The sequence below is a fragment of the Saccharopolyspora sp. NPDC002578 genome (assembly GCF_053592695.1).
The window spans coordinates 105,129-120,072 of record NZ_JBSFWJ010000006.1; the positions used below are offsets into that span (position 1 = coordinate 105,129).

Annotated in this window: 15 protein-coding genes; 7 read left to right on the forward strand and 8 right to left on the reverse strand. The window is 71.8% G+C overall.

Annotated elements, in window-relative coordinates; translation table 11 throughout:
* Positions 1-219 precede the first annotated feature (219 nt).
* From ACWD38_RS05395 to ACWD38_RS05415, 5 genes are all read left to right on the forward strand, one after another.
* Complete coding sequence (locus tag ACWD38_RS05395) at positions 220-780, forward strand: sigma-70 family RNA polymerase sigma factor (protein WP_184484769.1); 561 nt, start codon at positions 220-222, stop codon at positions 778-780.
* Positions 777-1,577 (forward strand): anti-sigma factor, encoded by an 801-nt coding sequence (locus tag ACWD38_RS05400; RefSeq protein WP_184477431.1) that lies wholly within the window; start codon positions 777-779, stop codon positions 1,575-1,577. Before ACWD38_RS05395 ends, ACWD38_RS05400 begins: the two co-directional genes overlap by 4 nt.
* Positions 1,574-2,383 (forward strand): ABC transporter ATP-binding protein, encoded by an 810-nt coding sequence (locus tag ACWD38_RS05405; protein WP_184477429.1) that lies wholly within the window; start codon positions 1,574-1,576, stop codon positions 2,381-2,383. The genes ACWD38_RS05400 and ACWD38_RS05405 overlap by 4 nt, the downstream gene beginning before the upstream one ends.
* On the forward strand, positions 2,380-3,258 hold the full coding sequence (locus ACWD38_RS05410; protein ID WP_450123423.1) for a hypothetical protein: 879 nt from the start codon (positions 2,380-2,382) through the stop codon (positions 3,256-3,258). Before ACWD38_RS05405 ends, ACWD38_RS05410 begins: the two co-directional genes overlap by 4 nt.
* An 86-nt stretch (positions 3,259-3,344) precedes the next feature.
* Positions 3,345-3,782 carry a hypothetical protein gene (locus ACWD38_RS05415; RefSeq protein ID WP_450123424.1) on the forward strand — a complete coding sequence of 146 codons (438 nt, stop codon included), beginning with the start codon at positions 3,345-3,347 and terminating at the stop codon, positions 3,780-3,782.
* A gap of 47 nt (positions 3,783-3,829) precedes the next feature.
* Here ACWD38_RS05415 and ACWD38_RS05420 read toward each other — a convergent pair whose 3' ends face one another.
* The 8 genes from ACWD38_RS05420 to ACWD38_RS05455 all read right to left on the reverse strand — a co-directional run bounded on the left by ACWD38_RS05420 (position 3,830) and on the right by ACWD38_RS05455 (position 14,015).
* Positions 3,830-5,326 carry a sodium:solute symporter family protein gene (locus tag ACWD38_RS05420; protein WP_184477423.1) on the reverse strand — a complete coding sequence of 499 codons (1,497 nt, stop codon included), beginning with the start codon at positions 5,324-5,326 and terminating at the stop codon, positions 3,830-3,832.
* 172 nt (positions 5,327-5,498) lie between these two features.
* Positions 5,499-6,758, reverse strand: coding sequence for a mannitol dehydrogenase family protein (locus ACWD38_RS05425; RefSeq protein ID WP_450123425.1), 1,260 nt, complete (start codon positions 6,756-6,758; stop codon positions 5,499-5,501).
* 2 nt (positions 6,759-6,760) lie between these two features.
* On the reverse strand, positions 6,761-8,173 hold the full coding sequence (gene uxaC, locus ACWD38_RS05430) for a glucuronate isomerase (RefSeq protein WP_184477421.1): 1,413 nt from the start codon (positions 8,171-8,173) through the stop codon (positions 6,761-6,763).
* A gap of 36 nt (positions 8,174-8,209) precedes the next feature.
* Positions 8,210-9,202, reverse strand: a complete 993-nt coding sequence (locus ACWD38_RS05435) for a LacI family DNA-binding transcriptional regulator (RefSeq protein WP_450123426.1) — start codon at positions 9,200-9,202, stop codon at positions 8,210-8,212.
* Positions 9,203-9,543: 341 nt separating this feature from the next.
* Entirely contained in the window at positions 9,544-10,632 is a 1,089-nt protein-coding gene (locus ACWD38_RS05440) for a zinc-binding dehydrogenase (protein ID WP_246456674.1), read from the reverse strand.
* A gap of 179 nt (positions 10,633-10,811) precedes the next feature.
* On the reverse strand, positions 10,812-11,447 hold the full coding sequence (locus ACWD38_RS05445) for a TetR family transcriptional regulator (protein ID WP_184477417.1): 636 nt from the start codon (positions 11,445-11,447) through the stop codon (positions 10,812-10,814).
* 17 nt (positions 11,448-11,464) lie between these two features.
* Positions 11,465-12,274 carry an acetoacetate decarboxylase family protein gene (locus tag ACWD38_RS05450; protein ID WP_450123427.1) on the reverse strand — a complete coding sequence of 270 codons (810 nt, stop codon included), beginning with the start codon at positions 12,272-12,274 and terminating at the stop codon, positions 11,465-11,467.
* Between the two features lie 514 nt (positions 12,275-12,788).
* The gene (locus tag ACWD38_RS05455; RefSeq protein WP_184477413.1) at positions 12,789-14,015 is read right to left on the reverse strand and encodes an MFS transporter; all 1,227 of its coding nucleotides are present in this window, start codon (positions 14,013-14,015) and stop codon (positions 12,789-12,791) included.
* A 291-nt stretch (positions 14,016-14,306) separates the two neighbouring features.
* On the opposite strand from ACWD38_RS05455, the gene ACWD38_RS05460 reads away from it, so the two are divergent.
* Positions 14,307-14,588: a metal-sensitive transcriptional regulator gene (locus ACWD38_RS05460; RefSeq protein WP_184477411.1), complete on the forward strand. Its 282-nt coding sequence runs from the start codon at positions 14,307-14,309 to the stop codon at positions 14,586-14,588.
* A gap of 84 nt (positions 14,589-14,672) precedes the next feature.
* The gene (locus tag ACWD38_RS05465; RefSeq protein WP_184477409.1) at positions 14,673-14,882 is read left to right on the forward strand and encodes a heavy-metal-associated domain-containing protein; all 210 of its coding nucleotides are present in this window, start codon (positions 14,673-14,675) and stop codon (positions 14,880-14,882) included.
* Positions 14,883-14,944: the final 62 nt, after the last annotated feature.

The following is a 14,944-nucleotide window of genomic DNA, read 5'->3' on the forward strand; positions in this document are numbered from 1 at the left end:
GCAGCGCGGTTCCAGTGGAGTGAACGGACCGTTCGCCCAATCTCCTTGGACGAACGGTCCGTTCACTCCGATCCGGCGATACCAGCCGACGTGCCGGGTTCGGGATGGGTGAACGGACCGTTGGTCCCATCTGGTTGGGCGGATGGGCCGTTCACTAGATGTGACCCAAGGCACAGCGCCGGGGAGAACCTGCGGCGGGGGTGGGGCGTCTTGCGGGAGGTGGGATGGGGTCGAGCGACGATCGAGCGGGCCGAGGACGGCGCGCTCGTGCGGCTGGTCGCCAAGGGCGATCAGCGAGCCTTCGAGGAGCTGTACCGCCGGACCGCGCCGTGGTTGACGGTGCGGCTGCGGCGGCGGTGCGCCGACGACCAGATCGTCGCGGACGTGCTGCAGGAGACCTTCGTCGCCGTGTGGCGAGCGGCCGGCACCTTCACCGGATCCGATGTGGACGGTGGGTCGGCCGGGTGGTTGTGGACGATCGCCTCGCGCCGCCTGGTGGACGCGTTCCGCCGCCGCGCCCGGCACGCCGCCCCACCTCCGGCCGCGGCGGAACCGCCGAGCTCGCCCGCCGCCGAGGAGGTCGCGCTGGAGGGCGCCGTCAGCGGCGAGCTCGGGGGCGCGCTGAACCGGCTGGCGCCCGAGCTGCGGCAGGTGCTGCAGGCGATGGTGCTCGACGGCCTGTCGGTGCGGGAGACCTCGGCTCTGCTGGGACTCCCCGAAGGAACGGTGAAGACCCGAGCGCGACGCGCGCGGATCGCGATGCGGGAGGCCCTGACATGACCGAGCACGCCTCCGAGGAGTTGATCGCCGGCTACGTCCGCGGCGACACCACCATCGGTCCGGAGCAGGAGTGGGCGCTGGAGGGCCACCTCGAATCGTGCGCCGAGTGCCGCGCCCGCCTCGCGGAGGTGCCGGACGAGCAGGTGTCCGCGCTGGTCCTCGGCGCGTGGGAGGGGATCGCCCCGCGGCTCGGCCGCGTCGCGCCCGCGCCGCACCGCCGGTTCCGGCACGCGCTCGACACGTGGGCGGCGCCCGCGATGGTGCCGTGGATCGCCGGTGCGCTGCTGGTGGCGGCGTTCGCCGTGCTGGTCGCGCTCGTCTCCGGCGGGCCCGACGGGGATTCGCCGCTGCTGCTGCTCGCGCCGGTGGTTCCGGTGCTGGGCGTGGCCGCGGCCTGGTCCACGGGGCTCGATCCGATGCACGAACTGGTGGTGGCGACGCCGCGTGCCGGGCTGGCGCTGGTGCTGCGCCGGACGTTCGCGGCACTGGTGGCGGTGGTGCCGCTGCTGACGGGCGCGAGCCTGCTGGTCGGCACTTCTCCGCTGCTGTGGCTGCTGCCGAGTGCGGCGTGCACGGCGTCGTCGCTGGCGCTCGGCAGTGCCGTCGGGGTGCACCGGGCGACGCTCGGGGTGGCGGGAACCTGGTTGCTGCTGGTCGGCGGCGCGCTGTTCGTCGCCGAGCTGCCCGCGGCGGTGCTGGCGTGGACGACCACGCCGGTGTGGGCGGGCATCGCGGTGGTCTCCGCAGTGGTGCTGGTGGCGCGAGCGGAGGCGTTCACCCGCCTCGCCGGAGGATGAAAGGGGAGATCGTGGCACGACGAGTGACCGCCGCCGAGACGGCGCCGACCACGTACGCGCACGAGGTCCGCGCGGCGGGTCTCACGTTGCGGGCGGGCCGCCGGATCGCGGTGCACGAGCTGGATCTGGAGCTGGGCACCGGTGTGCACGGGCTGCTCGGCCCGAACGGGGCGGGCAAGAGCACCCTGCTCTCGGCGATGGCCACCGTGCTGCGCCCGCGACGCGGTGAGCTGGAGCTGCTCGGAGTGCCCGCGGGTTCGCCCGCGTTGCGGGAAGTGCGGCGCCGCGTCGGGTACCTGCCGCAGGAGTTCGGCTACTACCGCCGGTTCACGGTCCGCGAGTTCGTGACGTACCTGGCGTGGCTCAAGGAGATGCCGACCGCGGAGGTTCCGGGAGCGGTGCAGCGGGCGATCGAGCGGGTGGGGCTGGCCGATCGGGCGGATGACCGGATGCGCACGTTGTCCGGCGGAATGGTGCGCCGGGCCGGGATCGCGCAGGCCATCGTCAACGATCCGCGCGTGGTGCTGCTGGACGAGCCGACGGCGGGGCTCGACCCGACGCTGCGGATGCGGTTCCGGGATCTGCTGCGCGAGCTCGGTTCCGACACGTGCGTCGTCGTCTCGACGCACCTGGTGGAGGACGTCGCCGCCGCCTGCGATTCGGTGCTGTTGCTCGACGAGGGCCGGCTCGTCTTCCGGGGCGCTCCGGACGAGTTGGCGGCGGCGGGCACCGATTCCGACGACGGGGACACCGCGAGCGAGCGCGGCTATTCGGCGTTGCTCGCGCGGCGGGGGTCGGCGGCGTGATCGGGCGGCTGCTGCTGATCGAGCTGCGCCGGTCCGGCGCGCTCTGGTGCGCGGCGGGTTTCCTGCTGCCGACCGTGGTGCTGCTGAACATGACGGGCCCGTGGGCGCACGGCGGCGCGCAGTGGGACGAGCAGTGGACGGCGCTGGTGCTGTGGCAGCGCCACCAGCTGGTCGCCACCTGGCCGGTGGTGGTGGTCGGGGTGGGCGCGTGGCTGGGTTGTGCGCGGCGCCGCGCCCGGCTGGACGAGGTGCTGGCGGGCACTCCGCGCCCGGCCTGGCACCGGATGGCACTGCTGGTCGCTCCCGTGGCGGGCTGCCTGGTGGTGGCGATGCTGGTGCCGTTGGCGTTCGGCGCGGCGCGCGTCGCGAGCCGCGCGAGCTGGTACTCGGCCGATTGGGTGGCACCGCTGCTGATCGGCGCGCTCGCGCTGGTGGCGGGCGCGGTGGCCGGGATGGGACTGGGGAATGCGCTGCCGGTCCCGGTCACGCCCGCGATGGCTACGCTCGCGGCGTTCGCGGTGACGGTGGTGCTCCAGAAGGGGCCGCAGATGTTCACCCCGGAGGGCGGGTTGCCGATCGCGGTGGAGCTGCTGTCGCCCGTGCTGCGCGGACCGAATTCCCCGTACACCACCGTCGCACTCGACGTCCACATTGGACAATTGGTGTTGTTCGGCGGCCTCGGGGCGGGCGGATTCCTGCTGCTGGTGCTGCGCCGCGCCCGCTGGACGGCGGCGCTGCCGGTGCTGCTCGGCATCGTGCTGGCCCTCGCGATCTTCCCGGACCGCGCGAGCGAGGCCTATCCGGTCGACCCGGCGTGCACGGGGGCGGCCTGCGTGGAGACCTTCCGCGATTCGCCCGCACCCCCGCTCGAGTGATCCACGGCACGTCGATCCGGAGAACCTGAAACCCCACTCGATTCGACTTTCCCAATGAATCCGGAAGAACGATCGAAGGGGAGGGCGTGGCGAACTCGAAGAAGTTGACGAGCATTTCCAGTGCGATCACCGGAATCGCGCTGATGGCGGCAGGAGCAGGTGTGGCGTACGCGGCGAACAGCTCGCAGGACCAGCAGGAGAGCAACGTGACCAGTGCGGCTCAGACGACGGACCTTCCCCCCAAGGGCGCTCGCGCCGTCGTGAACGTGAGCCCGAACCCGACCACCGAACGCGGCCAGGAAGTGACCCTGACCGGCCATTGCGGCGGCGGGAAGGAACTGCGCGGATTCATCAGCGGAGTGGGCGGCAAGCCCGTTCTGGAGAACATCGAGATCGTCGATTCCGACCCGAACGGATTCGAGGCCAAGGCCACGCTCCGCGAGGAGATCGGCAACGGCGTCGGGCCCGTCTTCGTCGACTGCGGCGACGAGCTCGGCGTGACTCTGCTGGTGACCCACGTCTGATCCGCGCGCCGCGACCGCGAGCACGTCGCGGTCGCGGCGCGTCCGGCTCACGTCGCGGCGGGTTCCGCACCGGTCGGATCGGGGTCGCGGGTGAGCGCGCCGGTGATCTCCTCGGCCGCGGGCGGAGCGTCCCGGTACCAGGAGCCGACCGCCACGAACAGCAGCAACGAGACCAGCACCGGCGAGACCACGGTGATCGCCTCGGACAGCCCCAGCACGTACTTGGTGAGCGCGAAGGTGAGCAGTCCACCCGCCCAGGACGTCAGCGCGGACGTGGGCCCGACGTGCCGGAACGGCCGCAGCATGCCCAGCATCATCGGGATCGAGATCGGCCCGATCAGCGCGCCCACCCAGGCGACGATGATGCCGAGCACACCGCCGAGGTTCTCCGCGTTGAGCGCCAGCACCACGCTGAGGAACACGAACACCACCGTGAGCACCCGGCCCGCCCGGAGGAACTGCTCGTCGGTGAAGCCCCGGGCTCGGCGCCACACGTGCGGCAGCACGTCGCGGGTCATCACCGCCGAGATCGCGGTCGCGTCGGACGCGGCCATCGCCATGGTGTGCGAGAAGACCCCGACCAGCACCAGCCCGAGCAGCCCGGCCGGTAAGAACTGCAACGCCATCTCCGCGTAGACGTCCTCGGAGTTCTCCACCCGCACCAGCAGCGGTGCCGCGAACATCGGCAGCATCAGCACGATCGGCCACACCAGGTAGAGCGCGCTGGACAGCAACGCCGTGCGCCGCGCCGCCGCCGAGGTGGGGGTCGCGATGTAGCGCTGCGCCAGGTTCCACATGCCGCCGTTGTACTCGAACGTCTTGACCAGCACGTACACCAGCAGGAAGTACGCGGGATAGCTGCTCGTGGTCGGCGAGGTGTGGCCTTCCGGCAGCGCGGACCAGAAATCGGCGTAGCTGAACCCGCGGTCCGCCAAGGCGATGCCGACCGCGCCGATCATCGCGAACGCGGCGACGCCCTGGATCACGAACTGCCCCAGCTCGGTGAGCGCGTCGGCCCACAACCCGCCCGCGGTGCAGTACACCAACGTCACCGCCGCGGTGATCACGATGCCCCAGCCGAGCGGGATGCCGACGAACTTGTTGAGCAGCAACGCGACCGCCGACCACTTGGCCGCCACGTCGAACACCTTCAGCAGCGAACCGCTCCACGCCAGCACCTGCTGGGTGGGGACGTCGAACCGCTGCGCGAGGTACTCCAGCGGGGAGGCGATGCGGTAGTGCGTGCGCAGCCGGTTCCACTTGGGGGCGAACAGGAACGCGCCGATTCCGGTGGCGACCGCCAGCGGGAACATGAACACCACGTACGACACGATGCCCTGGTCGTAGGCGACTCCGGCGTAGGCGACGAAGACGACGGCGCTGTAACCGGACATGTGGTGCGAGATCCCGGCCAGCCACCACGGCATCCGGCCGCCCGCGGTGAAGAAGTCCGCGGTGTCGGCGACCTGGCGATGCGCCCAGACACCGATCCCCAGCATGATCAGCAGATAGCCTGCGATGATCACCCAGTCCAACGGGTGCATGTGGTTTCCCTTCCCTGGCCGGAGGAATCCGGCTCTCACGTCGTTGTGCGGGTTCGCCGCCGTCGCGGCTCTCGGGCGGTGCGGAGTGCGTTCAAGCTAGGGAGGCGCGGCACCGGCGGCAATCAGTTGCCACTACTTGCCACGGGGTCGCGCCACGACAGCGCGCACGCCGCTAGGGCTCGTCGCCGACGGCGCTCGGGACCTCGGCGTTGATCGCCGCGATCAGCTCGTCGTCCGAGGCCAGGTCCGCGTCGAGGGCCGTGAGCACCGCGCGGGCACCGGAACGCGCCGCCGGTACCAGGTCCGCGGACCTCGGATCGTGGACGTCACCGCCGCGGAGGTGCGCGATCCACGCGGCGAGCACCGCCACCGCGGCTTCCGGTAGCCGACCGGCGCCGCGTTCGCGGTGCAGGACCGGAAGGATGCGCGCCGGGATCTTCTGCGAACCGTCCACGGCGATCTGCCGCAGCCGGTGCTCGATGGCGGGGGCTGCGAAGCGCCGCCGCAGCGCGGCCCGGTACTCGTCGAGATCCTCCTCGGGCAGCGGCAGGTGCCGGGCGGCGGTGTCCCACCACGACTCGACCAGCCCGGCGAGCACCGCGTCGTCCATCGCCTCCCGCACCGAGCTCCGGCCACGCCCGAGCCCGGCGTAGGCGAGCAGGCTGTGCGCGCCGTTGAGCAGCCACAACTTGCGCCGCTGGTAGTCGTCGACGGAGTCGACGAACCGCGCGCCCGCCCGCTCCCAGCTAGGCCTGCCACCGGGGAAATCGCCCGCCAGCAGCCACTCCGCGTACGGCTCGGTCACCACCGGCACCGCGTCCCGGACACCGGTCAGCTCGTGCACGGCCCGCACGTCGGCGGGCGTCGTGGCGGGCGTGATCCGGTCCACCACGGTGCTCGCGATCGACACCCCGGCCTCGACCCACGCCGCGAACGCCGCGTCCTGCCCCGCCACCGCCGCCCGCAGCACCGAGCGCAACGCCGCTCCGTTGTCCGGCACGTTGTCGCAGGGCACCAACGTGATCGGCGCGGCGGCGACGCGGAACCGCGCGCGCAACCCGTCAACCAGCCGGGAGATCGCGGAATCCTCCCCCTCCCGCGGTACCCGGTAGGCCGCCTCGGTCACGGTGAGCGTGACCACCGCGACCTCCGGCGCGGCGAGGTCGGAGAGCCACCGCTCCCGCTCGGCACCCGCGTGCGCCCGGCTGATCGAGCCGATGGTGCGCACGTCCTCACCGCGCACCAGCAGCGAGTACAGCCCGCCCTGCGCGTTGAGCTCCGCGGGGAGCTCGGTGCTGCGGAACGTGTAGGCGGCGATGCCCCACTCCGGGTCGGCGGCGGTGCACACGGCCTGGTGCGCGCGGTGGAACGCGCCGAGACCGCAGTGCACGGCGCGGACGGGGGCGGGTTCGGCGTCCCGGTGCAGGCGCACGATCACAACCGGAAGGCGGTGCGGGGCTGGCGGTCGTTGAGATCGCGCAAGACCCGCGCGGCGTCGTCCTCGCTGAGCACGTGTTCCGCGACGAGCGAGGCCAAGTGCCCGGCGTCCACCCGGCGCGCGGTGTCGTGCCGAGCGGGGATGGAGCAGAAACCCCTGGTGTCGTCGATGAATCCGGCGGTGCGGTGGAAACCGGCCGTCTCGGTGACGGCGTCCCGGAACCGCCGCATCGCGCGCGGCGCGTCCAGGAACCACCACGGCGCACCCAAGTACACCGACGGGTAGAACCCGGCGATGGGGGCGAGCTCCCGGGAGAACACCGACTCGTCCAGCGTGCACAGCACCGTCCGGAACCGCGGATCGGTGCCGAACCGCCGCAGCATCGGGCGCAGCGACTCCGTGAACTCGGCGCGCGTCGGGATGTCGTGGCCCGTGTCCGGGCCGTAGCGGGCGAAGGTCTCCGGGTGGTGGTCGCGCAGGCTCCCCGTGTGCAGCGCCAGCACCAGGCCGTCCTCGCTGGACATCCGCGCCATCTCCCCGAGCAGCTGCCTCGACAGCAGCGCCGCGTCACCGCGCCCTGCGCGCACCTCGGCGAACAGCCGGGACGCCTCCTGCTCCGGCAGGAACTCCATGCGCGGATCCGGGGCGCCGTGATCGGTCGCGGTGGCGCCGTGCGCGCGGAAGAACTCCCGCCGCGCCTCCAACGCCGCGACCAGACCGCGGTAGTCGCCGGTGTCGATGCCGCTGACCGCCGCGAGCCGATCCAACGCCGCCGGCCAGTCCGGTCGGGTCGCGTCGAGGTAGCGGTCCGGGCGGAACGTCGGCACCACCCGGCCCTGCCAGCTCGGATCCTCCGCGAGCGCGCGGTGGTGGCGCAGGTCGTCGGCCGGATCGTCGGTGGTGGCGAGCACCTCGATCCCGAACGACCGGAACAGCGCGCGAGGCCGCAGCTCGGGCCGGGCCAACCGTTCGGTGAGCTCGTCGAACAGCGCGTCGGCGGTGTCCGCGGACGGCTGCACCGCCACGCCCAGCACGTCGTGCAGCTCCGACTCCAGCCACTGCCGGGACGCCGTGCCCAGGAACAGGTGCCAGTGCGAGCAGAACGCCCGCCACACCTCCCGCGGCGGCGCCGGTTCCTCCGGCCCGCCGCGCAGACCGCACTCGTGCAACGCGACGCCGTGCGCGTGCAGCAGCCGCGTCACGTAGTGATCGGGCGTCACCAGCAGCGCCGCCGGGTCCGCGAACGGCCGGTCCGCGGCCAGCAGCTCGGGGTCGACGTGCCCGTGCGGGCTGATCAGCGGCAGGTCGCGGACCGCCGCGTAGAGGCGCCGGGCGATGGGGCGCTGCACCGGATCGCTGGGCAGCAGCCGATCCGGATGCGGTGCGAGCGGAGTGGAACCACTAGCCATGCCCGCAGAATCGGCCGCGGAACGCACGCTCGACAACTAGTTGCCATCGGTTGCCGGTGCCGGTCCGGTCGAATCGCGGACCACGAGGTGCGCGTCGAACGTCCGCGACCAGGTCGCGGCGCCGGTCAGCTCCGCGTGCACCAGGTCGACCGCGGCGCCGCCGACCTGCCCGGCGGGCCCGGCGATCGTCGTCAGCCCGACCAGGTCGGCGCCGAAGATGTCGTCGCACCCGACGATGCTACGATCCACCGGCACCCGCAGCCCCACGTCCCGCACCCGCTGCATCGCTCCGATGGCGACGAGGTCGTTGTAGGCGATGGCAGCGGTCGCCCCGTCCAGCACGAACGCTTCCGCCGCGTCCCGCCCGCCTTCCCTGGTCGGCGGATGCGGCCCGAGGTACACCGACTGCACGCCCAAGGCCGCGGCCTCCTCGTGCACCGCTGTCCACCGCTGGCCGTTGATCCACGAATTGCGCGGACCCGACAGGTACGCGATGCGGCGGTGCCCGAACGCCGTGAGGTGGCGCACCGCCGTGCGCATCCCGCCCGCCGTGTCCACCACCAGGCTCGGCAGGCCGTCGATCACGCGGTTCACCATCACCAGCGGGCGGTGCCGCGCCAGCTGCCGCACCGCGTCGTCGGCCAACCGGGACGTGGCGAGGATGCCGCCGGTCGAATTCGCCAGCAGGTGCCGCAGATTCCCCGCCTCCACCTGCGGCGACTCATCGCTGTCGGTGAGCGCCAGCGCGTAGTGCCGCTCGATGGCGCGGGACTGCACGGCCTTGATCATCGCGGCGTAGTAGGGGTTGGCGATGTCGGTGACCACCAGCATCAACGTGCGCGACCGGCCCGGGGCTTCGGCCCTGGCCAGCGGGCGCGGCTCGTAACCGATCTCCACCGCCGCGGCCCGGATCCGGGTGCGGGTGGCGGCGTTGACCCGCGACGGATTGCTGAACGCACGGGACACGGTCGACGCGGCGACACCGCAGCGCCGCGCCACGTCGTAGATCGTCGGCCGACCCTCACCCACGCCCCACCCCACCTCCACTCCCCCAACCGACCACGCCCCCGCCCCCTGGACAACCGCCACACGGCACCCACCCGACCGGAGTGAACGGACCGTTCGTCCCATCCCCTCGGACAAACGGTCCGTTCACCCCGACCCACCCCGCACCAAGGCGCCGACCGAGCTTTCCGAGTGAACGGACCGTTCGCCCAATCACATGGGACGAACGGTCCGTTCACTCCAACCCCGCCCCGAACGACGCGGGCCGCCGCCGAACGCGCACGCCGTCAACGACCGAGTTCGGGGTGGGTGAACGGACCGTTCGTCCAGTGGGATTGGGCGAACGGTCCGTTCACTCCGAGCCGTCACGGCGCCAGCAGGATGCGGATCGGGTCGCCGTCGTGGTCGCGGAGCCTGCGGACGCCCTCGGCCACCTCGTCGAGCGGCAGCACGGCGGTGACCGACCCCGACACGTCGAGCCGGCCGCGATCGGTCAGCTCCACCAGGTCCTCCAGGTGCCGCATCCGGTAGCCGGTGTGGCCGATCACGCTGTGCCGGTTGCGCACGAAGTGGATCTCACGACCGACCGCGAGCTGATCCGGCGAGATCCCGATCAGCACGAGCCTGCCGCGATGCCCCAGCGCGGCATCGGCCTGCGCGAACGTGGTGCTGCGCCCGACGCAGTCGAACGCCGCGCGCAGCCCCCGCCCGGCGGTGATCTCCTTGATCCGAGCGGCCGTGTCCGCGGCGGCCGGGTCCAGCGCGAAATCCGCTCCCAGCTCGAGCGCGCGCTCCCGCGCCGACGCCAACGGGTCCAGGGCGATGATCGGCGAGGCGCCGCAGATCCGGGCCAGCTGCACGAGGTGCGTGCCCAGCCCGCCCAAACCCCAGATCCCCACCGATTCCGCCGCGCGCAGCTCCGCGGTGTCGATGGCTCCGTACGGGGTGGACACGGCGTCGGCGAGCACGGCCGCGTGCTCCAGCGGCACCGACCGGGGGACGTCGACGAGGGAGACGGCAGCGGTCAGCACGTATTCGGCCCAAGCGCCGTCGTAGTGGAACGCCATCACCTGGAGGTCTTCGCACCGGTCGGTGCCGCCACCGGTCCGGCATTCCGAGCAGTCGCCGCACTCCTTCCCGGCGGCGAGCACCACCCGGTCGCCCACCTGCCGGTTGCGCACTCCTTCGCCGAGCGCGGCGACCACGCCGGCGGCTTCGTGCCCTGGTGTGATCTCGGGCAGCCGGGGTGCGATGTGACCGTCGAGCTGGCTCAGGTCGGACTGGCAGATTCCGCATGCGGCCACTCGCACCAGCACTTCACCCGGCCCCGGCAGCGGAACGGGCACCTGGCGGATCGCGAGCTCGCGGGTCGCCGCGTCGAACCGGGCCGCGCGCATCGTGGTGGGGAGGTCAGCGGACGACGGGTGTTCGGTGAGCGCCGGGACAGCTTTCATCGGAACGTCCTTTCGGATGTCGGTCGCGCGCACGTTTCCGAGGCCCGGCGGTGTTCTCCGGGCACGGTCGATCACGTCGCCGGGCCATCTCGGCCAGGCGAACGCGAACCGTTGAACGGCATGGGGGAGAAGCGAACGATCGTCGGTCGGTGCGGGAAGAGCCCGCGGACGGGGAAACGTCAGTCGTCGAACGCGGGAACGCCGCCGGCGAACAGGGTGCGCACCGAGTCGGCGAGCTCCTCGGGGCTCCAGTCGGATTCGGGGTCGAGCAGCAACCGGGCGCCGGACTCGGCCGCGCCGACCGCCAGCGCGGCCAGGGCGTTCGCGCGGCGCTCACTGCCGGGGAGGGAATCGGAGCCGTCCAGCCAACCGCGCAGCACCGGGGTGAGCCGGGTGATCGCGCGGGACCTCGAGCCCTGCACGGCCTGCGCGCGGTCCGCCCGCACCCGCGTCCCGTACAGCAACCGATAGCTGTCCGGGGAGTCGCGGACCGCGGCGAAGTACGCCACGAGAACTCCGTGCAAGGCGCGCGCCGGGTCGGACTCCGCCTGCGCGGCGTCCAGCGCGGTCGTCAGCTGCTCGGCGAGCCGACTGCTCTCCCGCTGGTCCAGCGCCTGCAGCATCGTGTCGCGGTTGCTCCAGCACCGGTACAGCACGGTCTTCGCCACACCCGCCTCGGCGGCCACGGCGTCCATGGACACGGCGTCCCCGTCGCGCAGCGACACCCGCAGTGCCGCGTCGAGCACGAGTTCCTTGCGGACCGCGAGCGGCAGGTGCTGCGCGCGCTCCGGCTTCTCCCCCTTGGCACCGGTCACGGCCCGGCTCCCTTCGCTCAGCTGTCCCGCATCGGGTGCATGCGCAGCAGGAAGGTCGGCGACACCAGGCCCACCGGCAGCGGCAACTTGCCCACCCTCATGTTCACCCGGCGGTAGTGCGCATTCAGCGGCGGGCCGGAGATGAGGGTGTCCAGCGGGTCGGTGTACGAGCCGCCGACGGTGAGGTCGACGTCGGCGCTGCGCTGTTCCAGCGGGTGGTCGACGGTGCTGAAGGTGACCAGCCGGGGCACGGAGAGCCCGACGGTGCCGATCACGTTGCGGAACGGCTGGTTGAAGATCGGCGGGACCGAGTCGACCTCCTCGCCGAACTTGCCGCTCATCCGGATCAGCTCGACGCCGCGGCGGCGGACCACGGTCTCAACGCCGTCGTCCTGCTCGGACCAGTCGATCTCGGCGATCTTCTTCGGGAAGCCCAGGGTGTCCCTGCCCCCGATGAGCGCGGTGTCGTCGTCCACCACGATCCACGGGCAGTGCGCGGCGCGGAACGGACCGTGCTTGACGTTCAGGAACAGCGCGGCCTCGTGGTAGGTGCTGTTGAAGTTCGTCCACGGGTAGTCGACGACGAACAGCGTCGCGGTGCTGGACTCGTCCATCTTCACGCCGGCGGGCAGCACGTGGTCGGCGGCTTCGCGGTTGATCGGCACCGTGGCGGAGAGGAACTTCGCGTTCTTGTACTTGTCGGCCTTGGGGTTCTGCCTGCGGCGCAGGTCGCCCTTGGCCTCCTCGAAGGTGAATTCGGGACGGGCGTCGGCGGGCGCCACCCCTTCCTCGGACATCTGCACCTTGCTCGCGCTCTGAGCGGTCACGCTTACCTCCCGTGTTTGTACCCGATCGTACAATCATTGTACGGTCGAGTACAAAAGTCAAAGCCCCAGGTGACCCCCAAACCCGTCGCCCCCACGAACCGCACCACCACTTCCGAAGTGAACGGACCGTTCGCCCAAACTCACTGGACCAACGGTCCGCTCACCCACCCCGCGCAGCCACCCGCGCACCACGAAGGCCGGGTGGAGTGAACGGCCTGTTGGTCCAATCCCGTTGGGCGAACGGTCCGTTCACTCGGAAGCGCTCGACGATCGGCCGCCGACCCGACGCTCACCACCGCGCTTAAACGCGGACGTGCGCGCGGTTGCTCGTGGCGGAGTGAACGGACCGTTCGTCCAGTGGGATGGGACGAACAGTCCGTTCACTCACTTCGGACCCAGCCCGACGGCGCACTCGATCGCCGTGGTGCGCTCACGGCGAGGGGTGGAGCCGATCGACGCGCACCGGCATCCGCTCACCTCCGCCAGCACGCGCTCGCGCCGGAGGCCGTTCCGCTCAGCCGGGCGAAACCGCGCTGTCGCGCACCGGTTGCCCGTCGAAGCGCCGCAGGAAGTGCTCGGTGGTCTGCGGCACTCCCAGCACGACCGCGATGGCGACGGCAGGCCCGACGAGCAGTGCGGTGAACGCCGTGGTGTAGCCGGCGTGCTCGACGACGTAGCCGAAGACGCTGGGGCTGAGCACCCCGGCGAGCTGCCCGCCGAAGAGGATCACTCCGGCGGCGGCTCCGCTCAGCGCCGCGGGCAGGCTGCGCAGCGGAACCGAGAAGCACGGCAGGTAGGCCAGCCCGGCCACACCCCCGAGCAACGTCACGCAGGCCACGAACAGCGGCACCGAGGGCATCCGCGGCAGCAGGAACAGCAGGACGCCGACCGCGATCATGCTGGGCACGACCACCCGCCGCGGACGTCCACCGAACCGGTCCGACAGCCGGCCGCCGACCACGATCCCGATCGCGCCGAGCAGCGTCGGACCGACGACGACCATCCCGGCCGCACCGATCGGCAGCCCGTGGCGTTCCACCAGGTAGGAGGTGGTCCAGGTGCTGATCCCCCAGCTCACGACGTCGTAGGCGAAGAACATCACCGCGAAGGCCCAGATCGCGGGCGAACGCAGCACCCGCCTCGTGCCGCCCGCGACCCGGCGCGGCCCGGTCAGGTCCGGCGACAGCGGCTCCGGCATCCACCGCACCACGGCCACGAACACCAGCAGGCCGAGCCCTGCCACCGCGAGGAACGCGATCCGCCAGTCCCACACGGACAGCAGCGCCGAGCCCACCACGGCGGCCAGCAGCGCGCCGATGGCGTTGGAGCTCTGCATCCAGCCGTTGGCCGTGAGCCGTTGTTCAGGAACGCTGCGGGCGCTCAGCGCGCTCACCGAGGCTCCGGGGAACAGGCCTTGCGCGGCTCCGAAGCACAACCGCACGGCCAGCAGCGCGGTGAACGACCACGCGAAGGCGGTGAGTCCGGTGAACACCGACCACAGCAGCAGCGCCAGCGCGGCCATCCGCACTCCGCCGTAGCGATCGGCGAGCAGTCCGCCGGGGATCTGCATCAGCGCGTAGGTGAGGAAGAACGCCGAGACGACCAGTCCGCGTTCGCCGTGGTCGAGGCCGAAGGTCTCGCCGATGGACGGCAGCGCGACGTTGATGATGAGCCGGTCGACGTAGTCCACGGTCCAGGCCGCGAACAGCAGCGCGACGGTCACGCGGGTCGTTCGGTGCACGGATGCTCCTCCCGCCCGGAACGGGCGATCACATGGCGGCCACCCCGAAACCTACCTCTAGTAGGTATCTCTCCGGGAGGGGTCGGCCCTGCGATCGACCACCGGTGATCCGCCGCGCACGGACCGGCGCGAGGCCACGCCGGACACGCCCCACCCCGGCGATGCACCGCACGCCCCTGACGTGCACGTTCCACACCTGACGCATCGATGCCCACGTGCCGGACCACAGTTGACACCCATACCCCCCATGGGTATACCTGTGTTCGTTGGCGCCGGACCGGGGAGAGCTCGATGCACGGATACACACAGGACAAGGACGAGTACGCGAAGCGGCTGCGCCGCATCGAAGGACAGGTCCGCGGCCTCGCCAAGATGATCGAGGACGACAAGTACTGCATCGACGTGCTCACCCAGATCAGCGCCACCACCAAGGCGCTCCAGTCGGTCGCGTTGGGACTGCTCGACGAGCACCTCAAGCACTGCGTCACCGAGGCGCTCGCCGAAGGCGGTGACGCCGCCGACGAGAAGGTGGCCGAGGCCGGCGCCGCGATCGCCCGGCTGGTGCGCTCCTGACGGACGGCGCACGACCGCCTCCGGCACGACCCGGGCGCCGCCCACGACGCCCGCGAGCAAGACGACCACGAGGAAGGGACGTACATGAGCCAGTCGACCTACACCGTGACCGGGATGACCTGCGGCCACTGCGTGAGCTCGGTGACCGAGGAGATCAGCGAGCTCTCCGGCGTCTCCGACGTCGCCGTGGACCTCGCGACCGGCGCGGTGACCGTGACCAGCACCGAACCGCTGCCCGAGAACGCGGTGCGCGGTGCGGTCGAGGAGGCCGGCTACCAGCTGGTGAACGCGTAGGCATCCCGGCGGGAGCGGTTCCGCCGCTCCCGCCGCCTCGCGGCACATCCCGACAAGTCCAC

What these genes read in the sequence shown, in the direction of transcription:
- ACWD38_RS05400 (WP_184477431.1), top strand. Translation starts at nt 777, where the DNA reads ATGACCGAGCACGCCTCCGAGGAGTTGATCGCCGGCTACGTCCGCGGC.
- ACWD38_RS05405 (WP_184477429.1), top strand. Translation starts at nt 1,574, where the DNA reads ATGAAAGGGGAGATCGTGGCACGACGAGTGACCGCCGCCGAGACGGCG.
- ACWD38_RS05420 (WP_184477423.1), bottom strand. Translation starts at nt 5,326, where the DNA reads ATGCACCCGTTGGACTGGGTGATCATCGCAGGCTATCTGCTGATCATG.
- uxaC (WP_184477421.1), bottom strand. Translation starts at nt 8,173, where the DNA reads ATGGCTAGTGGTTCCACTCCGCTCGCACCGCATCCGGATCGGCTGCTG.
- ACWD38_RS05440 (WP_246456674.1), bottom strand. Translation starts at nt 10,632, where the DNA reads ATGAAAGCTGTCCCGGCGCTCACCGAACACCCGTCGTCCGCTGACCTC.
- ACWD38_RS05460 (WP_184477411.1), top strand. Translation starts at nt 14,307, where the DNA reads ATGCACGGATACACACAGGACAAGGACGAGTACGCGAAGCGGCTGCGC.
- ACWD38_RS05465 (WP_184477409.1), top strand. Translation starts at nt 14,673, where the DNA reads ATGAGCCAGTCGACCTACACCGTGACCGGGATGACCTGCGGCCACTGC.